We start from the raw sequence: 6,715 nt of genomic DNA, 5'->3' as shown, positions 1-6,715 counted from the left end.
CTGTTAAATTTGGCCGTTGATTTCCTCTCCAGGCGCTTCACTTTCCGGGGGGCGTTTTGCGAGCCTCCTCGGAGCGAGCGCTCCTGCGGGGTCTCACTTCAACGCTGATCCCCCAGGAGTCTACGCGCCTTCCGATCCAATCAACTTAGCGGTTGAAATTAAAATTATGCTTTAACACAGCCTTATTATTTGAGGGGATATCAGCAAAAAAATAAATGAAATTGTCCATTTTTTTTCTCAGTGGCGGTCTAAATTACAAACAGGCTCGTATACATGATAGTACAAACTGTCTTTGGAGGGGATTATATGTCCATAAATAAAAAAACAACAGTGATTTCTGCGGTGCTTGTTTCGTCAGTTCTATTATCAGGGTGCGGACTATTTGGCGGGGGGGAAAAGGCAAAGATAGATCCGCCAAAAACAGTGTCTTATACCGATGAAGCCCAAACGGTGTCTGAGGAAACAGCAGGCACTGAAAAGGAGGCAGCTGATGAAAAGGCTGTTACCGAAACAATTCAGACAGAACTATATTTAATTAACAAAGACGGACTCGTAGTGCCTCAGACATTGGCGCTGCCAAAGACTGAATCGGTGGCAACTCAAGCACTTGAATACCTTGTCGCAGGCGGTCCAGTCTCTGAAATGCTGCCAAATGGCTTTAGAGCTGTTCTTCCGGCCGATACGAAGCTTTCAGTGAATATCAAGGATAAAGTGGCTACGGTTGATTTTTCAAAGGAATTTAAGGATTATCAGGCAGAGGACGAAATGAAAATTCTTGAAGCTGTAACCTGGACTTTGACGCAGTTTGATTCTGTAGAAAAAGTGAAGTTTACTTTGAATGGCCATGAACTCAATGAAATGCCGGTTAATGGGACACCAATTGGCAAAAATTTCAGCAGAGCAAATGGCATTAATATTGACACAACGGATACAGTTGATATTAGTAATACTAAGCCTGTAACTGTTTATTATGTAGGCGGTGAAGAGGGATCTTATTACTATGTGCCAGTGACAAAACGGGTTTCTAAAAAGACAGACAACCTGCAGGCCGTCGTCAATGAGCTTGTAAAAGGCCCTGGTATGGCGTCAAACCTTGCAAGCGAGTTTCTTCCAGAAGTTAAACTTATTGATGAACCTAAGATTGAAAATGGCAAAGTAACCTTAAACTTTAACGAGGCAGTTGTCAGCAGCTTCGAAGAAAAAATCATTTCTAAGCATTTATTGAATACCCTTGTTCTTTCAATGACAGAACAAAAAGGCATTGAAAGTGTGGCTGTGACTGTAAATGGAGAGTCTGAACTAGTTGATGAATCAGGCGAAAAACTGTCTGAGCCTGTTACCCGACCAGAAAAAGTAAACACAGGTAGTTTCTAAAAAAAGTTTTTTGATATACTATATAAAGACATTGTGGAGGTGGCAGCTAATGCCTCCTCTTTTTGTATGGTAAAGGAGGAATCTTTAAAAATGCGTTCAGATGGTCGTGAACTTCTTCAATTGAGACCAATACATATTGAAACCAATTATTTAAAACACCCTGAGGGCTCTGTTCTAATTGCCGTTGGTGATACAAAGGTGATTTGTACTGCCAGTATTGATGAACGGGTGCCTCCCTTTATGAGAGGACAAGGAAAAGGCTGGATTACTGCAGAATATTCCATGCTCCCAAGGGCGACAGAACAAAGAAATATAAGGGAAGCAGCCAAAGGGAAAATTTCTGGACGGACGATGGAAATACAGCGCCTAATTGGACGAGCTCTTCGCGCTGTCGTTGATCTGGAGGCAATAGGTGAAAGAACGATCTGGGTGGATTGTGATGTTATACAGGCTGACGGCGGAACAAGAACCGCCTCTATTACGGGTGCGTTTGTCGCAATGACGATGGCTCTTGATAAGCTGAGTTTAAGCAAAAAACTTACTGCCTACCCGGTTAAAGATTTTCTGGCAGCTACCAGTGTCGGAATTATAGATCAAAAGCAAGTCGCAGTTGATTTAAATTACATCGAGGATTCCAGTGCATTAGTTGATATGAATGTGGTTATGACAGGAAGCGGCGATTTTGTCGAATTGCAGGGAACAGGAGAAGAAGCGACCTTTTCCTACAGTGAACTGCAAGATTTATTGAATGCAGCACAAGATGGGTTGGGGAAAATAATTTCCATTCAAAAAGAGGCTCTTGGTGAAAGCATTACTAATAAAATTGCTGCAAGAGCTGAGAACAAAGTGGGGAACAAATAATGCGCGAAGTGATTATCGCAACGAAAAACAGCGGTAAGACAAGGGAATTTGAAATGATGTTTAAACCGTATGGCTTTGTGGTAAAGACTTTATTAGACTTTCCCGAAATAGAAGAAATAGCTGAAACAGGGAGCACCTTTGAAGAAAATGCTGTGTTAAAAGCGGAAGCTGTTTCAGCACATTTAAATAAAATGGTGATATCGGATGATTCCGGATTAATAGTTGATGGGCTCGATGGAAGACCTGGTGTTTATTCAGCCAGGTATGCGGGAGAGGAAAAAAATGATGAGGCAAACATCCAAAAGGTGCTGGCTGAGCTTCACGATGTTCCTGACCGTCAAGCAAGGTTTTATTGTGCTTTGGCTATTGCTATCCCAGGCCAAAAAACTGTGACTGTTTCAGGCGCTTGTGAAGGGGTTATTTTGAGAGAGAAAAGAGGGTTGAATGGTTTTGGCTATGACCCTATTTTTTTTGTCCCAGAGAAAGGAAAAACAATGGCACAATTAGAGCCTGAGGAAAAAGCAAAAATCAGTCACAGAGGCAAGGCCCTTCGCCAATTGGATAATGTGCTCCCAGCTATTTTGCCTGAGGGTAAGAAAGCATGAAGATACTTATTTTAAGTGATAGCCATGGGTTAACAGAGGAATTATTGTCAATTAGAAATAAGCATGAGCATGAAGTCAGCCAGTTTATTCATTGCGGAGATTCCGAGCTTTCAGCAGATAATGAAAATCTATCAGGATTTGCTACTGTAAGAGGAAATTGTGATTTTGAGAGTAAATTCCCCGAGGATCTCCTGCTAGAGGCAGCGGGGAGAAAAATGCTGGTTACCCATGGACACAAATATGGGGTTAAATCATCCATAATGAGTCTTTCCTATCGTGCAAAAGAATTAGCAGCAGATATTGTTTGTTTTGGCCATTCTCATATACTGGGGGCTGAGATGATAGATGGGATTCTATTTATTAATCCAGGAAGCATCAGACTTCCTAGAGGCCGGAAGGAAAGAACCTATGTTATTTTAGAATTAAATGATCGCGAAGGCATTTTGCATGTCTATGATGTGGAGGAAGGAAAAATAAATGACCTTTCACACAGCTTTTCTTTTGCAGTGTAGGGGGAGCAAATGCTCCCCATAAAATTTTAAAAAATTAGTGTTGACTTTTAAAAGGTCTCCTAATATAATAAATATTGTCCTTGATAAACACTTGTGACAAAAAAGCCCCCCAAAGCTAAGCATGCATGAGTGGGCACAATAAAAATTTATTTACAATCATGTCCCAGTAGCTCAGCCGGATAGAGCATACGCCTTCTAAGCGTACGGTCGGGAGTTCGAATCTCTCCTGGGACGCCACTTACACATATTAGTTTTATACATATTCTGCCAACTAACTCACTATTTATAGTGAGTTTTTTTATTTCTTTCAGCTGTTTATTTTCTCCTAATTTTATTTTTCGATCTAGAGCTATTTTCTTATCTCTCACGGACCATAAAAAAGATAAAAATTTTTAAAAAACATGCAAACATATGGATATCAGCATTGTAAGCGGATTCAATTTATTCCATTAATAGAAATTATCAAATAATTATGTAAAAGGGTGTTGACTCTTTTGGAAAATGGGCGTAAGATAAGTCTCAATATAAGAAACCTAAATATTAAAAAATATTTAAAACTTACTTCTTATAAAATTATAACTAGTATAAAAATTATTTTTTTTATCTTAGAGTTTAACCATTGAAAGCATTAATTAATAACAAAAAGCGCTGAAGAGGACAAGTAGTTTTAAGGTAAGGAATTTTCAGAGAGCCGGGCTTGCTGTGAACCGGTATTTCCTCCATAAAATGAACTCACCTCGGAGCATCGGCTTGAACGTGAAATCAAGTAGAGCCGGTCGGGTGTCAGTCACCCGTTACCAAAACGAATGGTGTCTTACACTGTTCACTGAGTGCACGCTAAAAGGCGTGAATTTAGGGTGGTACCGTGGAATAGGTTAATCAAGCCTTTCCATCCCTTATACCTAGTTAAAGTGGGTTTAGGGATGGAAGGGCTTTTTATTTTGAATTAAAAGGGATCAAGAGGAGGTTTTTATCGAAATGTTGCAGGAAGCTGCCGTAACAGAATCAAAGGCTAAGGACAATTTAGTCACTGGTGCAGATCTGTTATTAGAAGCCTTGGAAAAGGAAAAGGTAGAAGTCATTTTTGGATATCCAGGAGGAGCGGTTCTTCCTATTTATGACAAGTTATATGATTCAAAGATTCTTCATGTGCTGCCAAGACATGAGCAAGGAGGAATTCATGCCGCTGAGGGTTATGCCAGAATTTCTGGAAAGCCTGGTGTTGTCATAGCAACATCCGGTCCTGGTGCAACAAATATTGTTACAGGATTGACAGACGCCATGATGGATTCACTGCCTCTAGTTGTCTTTACTGGGCAGGTAGCAACAGGTGTCATTGGATCAGATGCATTTCAGGAAGCTGATGTTCTAGGAATTACTACACCAATTACTAAATATAACTATCAAATTAGAAATATTGAAGATATTCCTCGGATTGTCAAAGAAGCATTCTATATTGCATCAAGCGGCAGACCTGGACCTGTTCTGATCGATATTCCAAAAGATATTGCATCATCAGTTTCAAAACCTCCTGTTGAACAAGAAATATATTTACCTGGTTATCAGCCAACACTTCAGCCGAATTACTTGCAAATCAGAAAGCTTACTGAAGCAGTAAGCGGAGCGAAAAAGCCGGTAATTCTAGCAGGCGCAGGTGTACTGCATGCAAAGGCTTCCCAGGAATTAAAGGAATACGCTGAACAGCAGCAGATTCCTGTCATTCATACACTTCTTGGTTTAGGAGGATTTCCGGCAAATCATGAATTATTTGTTGGCTTAGCTGGAATGCACGGCTGCTACGCAGCAAATATGGGTTTAACTGAATGTGATTTGCTCATTAACTTTGGAGCAAGATTTGATGACAGACTTACTGGAAACTTAGAGCACTTTGCTCCTAATGCAACTGTTGCTCATGTTGATATTGATCCGGCAGAGATCGGAAAGAATGTTCCAACAGCCATTCCGATTGTTGCAGATGCCAAAGAAGCATTAAAAGAATTAATTGCACAAAATGGAAAGCGGCCAGCTTCTGAGAACTGGTTAGCTACTATAAAGAGCTGGAATGAAGAATACCCATACCATTATGAGACATCTGAAATGCTTAAACCGCAAAAAACTATGGAAATGATCTATGAAATAACTGAAGGAAAAGCAATTGTCGTTACAGATGTAGGCCAGCACCAGATGTGGGCAGCACAATACTATCGTTTTAACGATGCGGATAGATGGGTAACCTCAGGAGGACTTGGAACAATGGGATTTGGTCTTCCTGCAAGTATCGGGGCGCAGATCGCTGATCCAGATGCATGCGTTGTAGCAATTTTGGGTGACGGCGGCTTTCAAATGAACCCGCAGGAGCTTTCCGTAATAAGAGAACTAAATCTCCCAATCAAGATTGCTATTTTTAACAACAAAGCACTAGGAATGGTTCGGCAGTGGCAGGAGCTATTCTACAAGGAACGCTACGCACACAGCCTAATTCCAGCACAGCCAGACTTTGTAAAACTGGCTGAGGCCTATGACATTAAAGGATATTTGATTAATTCTGAGGACGAAGCTAAGGAATTATTGCCTGAAGTACTAACTAGCCGCGAACCAGTCCTGCTGGATTTCAGAATTGATCCTGGTGAACTGGTTTATCCAATGGTTGCAGCCGGAAAAGGATTGCATGAAATGGTAGGTGTTAAACCATGAAAAGAACAATTAGCCTGACGGTATTAAATCGTCCCGGTGTTTTGAATAGAATTACAAATTTATTTACCAAAAGAAATTACAATATTGAAAGCATTTCAGTTGGCTTGACAGAGCAAGAAGGAATTTCAAGAATCACATGTGTCATCCATGTTGAAAGTGACAGAGAAACCGAGCAGGTTACGAAACAGCTTAACAAACAAATTGATGTCATAAAGGTTATCGATATCAGTGAACAAGCAATTGTTGCTAGAGAATTGGCATTAATCAAGGTGCTCTCAACACCTTCGACAAGAAATGAAATTTATTCTCTCATAGAACCATTCAGAGCATCAGTAATTGACGTAGGCAAAGACAGTCTGGTTATCCAGATTACTGGGGAGTCAGATAAAATTGAAGCCTTTATTGAACTGATTAAGCCTTATGGCATAAAGGAACTTGCAAGAACAGGAACAACAGCTTTTCCGCGAGGAACCCAAAGAACCACTAAAGAAGCAAAGACATTTTCAATCGTTTAATAACTAAGCTGTCTTAAAGCTTAATATTAATTTTAACCACTTAGTTGATTGGAGCGGAAGGCGCGAAGACTCCTGGAGGCTCGCAAAACGCCCCCCGGAAAGCGAAGCGCCTGGAGCGGAAATCAACGGGTCATAACAAAAACACAATTAAAAA

At 40.6% G+C, this 6,715-nt stretch carries 6 protein-coding genes, 1 tRNA gene and 1 other annotated feature; all 7 genes read left to right on the top strand.

Going from position 1 to position 6,715, the window contains the following annotated elements; genetic code table 11:
* Positions 1–306 precede the first annotated feature (306 nt).
* Positions 307–1,374, top strand: a complete 1,068-nt coding sequence (locus tag AC1Q59_RS18720) for a GerMN domain-containing protein (protein ID WP_492367380.1) — start codon at positions 307–309, stop codon at positions 1,372–1,374.
* A gap of 90 nt (positions 1,375–1,464) precedes the next feature.
* Entirely contained in the window at positions 1,465–2,235 is a 771-nt protein-coding gene (gene rph / locus AC1Q59_RS18715; RefSeq protein WP_492367379.1) for a ribonuclease PH, read from the top strand.
* Positions 2,235–2,840, top strand: a complete 606-nt coding sequence (locus AC1Q59_RS18710; protein WP_492367378.1) for an XTP/dITP diphosphatase — start codon at positions 2,235–2,237, stop codon at positions 2,838–2,840. The genes rph and AC1Q59_RS18710 overlap by 1 nt, the downstream gene beginning before the upstream one ends.
* Positions 2,837–3,352: a metallophosphoesterase family protein gene (locus AC1Q59_RS18705; RefSeq protein ID WP_492367377.1), complete on the top strand. Its 516-nt coding sequence runs from the start codon at positions 2,837–2,839 to the stop codon at positions 3,350–3,352. The genes AC1Q59_RS18710 and AC1Q59_RS18705 overlap by 4 nt, the downstream gene beginning before the upstream one ends.
* Before the next feature lie 160 nt (positions 3,353–3,512).
* A tRNA-Arg gene (locus tag AC1Q59_RS18700) sits at positions 3,513–3,589 on the top strand.
* Between the two features lie 402 nt (positions 3,590–3,991).
* Positions 3,992–4,252 (top strand) — a binding site (T-box leader).
* A gap of 78 nt (positions 4,253–4,330) precedes the next feature.
* Positions 4,331–6,046, top strand: coding sequence for an acetolactate synthase large subunit (gene ilvB, locus AC1Q59_RS18695; protein ID WP_492367376.1), 1,716 nt, complete (start codon positions 4,331–4,333; stop codon positions 6,044–6,046).
* Positions 6,043–6,561, top strand: coding sequence for an acetolactate synthase small subunit (gene ilvN, locus AC1Q59_RS18690; RefSeq protein WP_492367375.1), 519 nt, complete (start codon positions 6,043–6,045; stop codon positions 6,559–6,561). The genes ilvB and ilvN overlap by 4 nt, the downstream gene beginning before the upstream one ends.
* The last annotated feature ends 154 nt before the right edge of the window (positions 6,562–6,715 follow it).

It is taken from the genome of Cytobacillus sp. MT66 (genome assembly GCF_058792595.1).
The sequence above is the reverse complement of the archived record's forward strand: the minus strand, read 5'-3'. Positions and strand labels throughout refer to the sequence as shown.

Bases quoted from the DNA above. Each gene is read 5' to 3' on its own strand.
- AC1Q59_RS18720 (WP_492367380.1), top strand. From the start codon at position 307: ATGTCCATAAATAAAAAAACAACAGTGATTTCTGCGGTGCTTGTTTCG.
- rph (WP_492367379.1), top strand. From the start codon at position 1,465: ATGCGTTCAGATGGTCGTGAACTTCTTCAATTGAGACCAATACATATT.
- AC1Q59_RS18710 (WP_492367378.1), top strand. From the start codon at position 2,235: ATGCGCGAAGTGATTATCGCAACGAAAAACAGCGGTAAGACAAGGGAA.
- AC1Q59_RS18705 (WP_492367377.1), top strand. From the start codon at position 2,837: ATGAAGATACTTATTTTAAGTGATAGCCATGGGTTAACAGAGGAATTA.
- ilvB (WP_492367376.1), top strand. From the start codon at position 4,331: ATGTTGCAGGAAGCTGCCGTAACAGAATCAAAGGCTAAGGACAATTTA.
- ilvN (WP_492367375.1), top strand. From the start codon at position 6,043: ATGAAAAGAACAATTAGCCTGACGGTATTAAATCGTCCCGGTGTTTTG.